1 protein-coding gene is annotated in these 1,846 nt (G+C 78.9%); it reads left to right on the top strand.

Annotated elements, in window-relative coordinates; all coding sequences use genetic code 11:
- Window positions 1–1,846: amino acid adenylation domain-containing protein (locus ABD879_RS32470; RefSeq protein ID WP_345025618.1), on the top strand; the 1,846-nt coding region annotated here is incomplete at both ends.

Genomic DNA, 1,846 nt, shown 5'->3' with positions numbered 1-1,846 from the left:
TCGGCGCCGCCCGCGCCGCGTTCGCCGCCGCGCCCCTGGCCGCGGCCGCGCCCACCCTGCACGCGCTGATCGAGGCGCAGGCCGCCAGGACCCCGGACGCCACGGCCGTCGCCGGGGACGCGCCGCTGACCTACCGGGAGCTGGACCGCCGGGCGCAGGCCGCCGCGCGGCGCCTGCGGGCCGCCGGGACGCGCCCGGCCGACATCGTGGCGGTCGCCGTCCCCCGCTCGGCGGAGCTGGTGGCCGTCCTGCTGGGCGTGCTGAAGGCCGGCGCCGCCTACCTGCCCCTCGACGTGGACCTGCCAGGCGAACGCCTGGCGTACATGCTCGCCGACTCCGGCGCGCGCACCGTCCTCACCACGCGCGAGGCGGCCGGGCGGCTGCCGGACGTCGACGGCGTGTCCCGCGTCCTGCTCGACGGGCCGGACCCCATCGAGCCAGGCGCCGCCGAAGGCCCCGGCGCCGTACGAGCTCAGGTCGGACCCGACCACCCCGCCTACCTCATCTACACCTCCGGCTCGACGGGCCGCCCCAAGGGGGTGCTCGTCCCGCACCGCGCCATCGTCGGCCAGCTCGCCTGGCTGCGCGAGCGGTTCGGCCTCGGCGCCGACGACCGGGTGCTGCACCACCTGTCGGCCGGCTTCGACGCCTCGCTGCTGGAGCTGTTCTGGCCGCTGTCGGCGGGCGCCGCGATCGTGCCGGTCCTCCGGCCGGGCGGCCACCGCGACCCCGCCCACCTGCTCGGCCTCATCCGCGAGCACGGCGTCACCACGATGGCGATGGTGCCGTCGATGCTCGCCGCGTTCCTGCAGTCCGCCCTGGACGCGGGCGAGCTGGCGGCGGTGCGCGGCATGCGCCGCGTCCTCAGCGGCGGCGAGGCCCTGACCGGCGCGTTCGCCGAACGCTGGCGCGAACTGACCGGCGTGCCCATCCACAACGTGTACGGGCCGACCGAGACGACCGTCCAGGTCGCCCACTGGGAGCACGACGGCGCGCAGGAGGGCGCGGCGGTGCCGATCGGGCGCCCGGTGGCGGGCACCCGCCTGTACGTCCTGGACGCGAGCCTGCGCCCGGCGCCTCCGGGGGTGCCCGGCGAGCTGTACGTCGGCGGCGTCCAGCTCGCCCACGGCTACCACGGGCGCCCCGGCCTGACGGCCGAGCGGTTCGTCGCCGACCCGTTCGGCCCGCCCGGCGACCGCATGTACCGCACCGGCGACCTGGTGCGCCGCCACCGGCGCGGCGACGGCACCGAGTACCTGACCTACGCGGGCCGCGCCGACCGGCAGATCAAGATCCGCGGGAACCGGATCGAGCCGGGCGAGGTCGAGGCGCGGATCGCCGCGCGGCCGGGCGTGGCGCGCGCCGCGGTGGTCGACCGGCACGACGGGCCGCGCGGCGGCCGGCTGGTCGCCTACGTCGTCCCCGCGCCGGGCGCCGGGCTGGACGCCGCGCGGCTGCGCACCGCGCTGGCGCGGACGCTGCCGGACGCGATGGTCCCGTCCGACGTCGTGCTGCTCGACGAGCTCCCGCTGACCCCCGGCGGCAAGATCGACCGCCGGGCCCTGCCCGCCCCCGCGCCCGCCGCAGGGCGCGCGCCGGGGCGCGAGCCGCGCACCGAGCGCGAGCGGCTGCTGTGCGAGATCTTCGCCGAGGTCCTGGAGACCGAGCGGGTCGGCGCGGACGACGACTTCTTCGCGCTCGGCGGCGACAGCATCCTGTCGATCATGGTGTCCGGGCGGGCGAACCGGGCCGGGCTGGCGATCGGCCCGCAGGAGGTGTTCGAGCACCGCACACCGGCCGCCGTCGCCGCCGCCGCGGCCGCGGCCGCCGCCGCGCCCGGCGCCCC

The organism is Actinomadura keratinilytica, assembly GCF_039539665.1.
In the GTDB taxonomy this organism is placed as follows: domain Bacteria; phylum Actinomycetota; class Actinomycetes; order Streptosporangiales; family Streptosporangiaceae; genus Spirillospora; species Spirillospora keratinilytica.
This window is presented reverse-complemented; position numbering and strand designations above follow the sequence as displayed.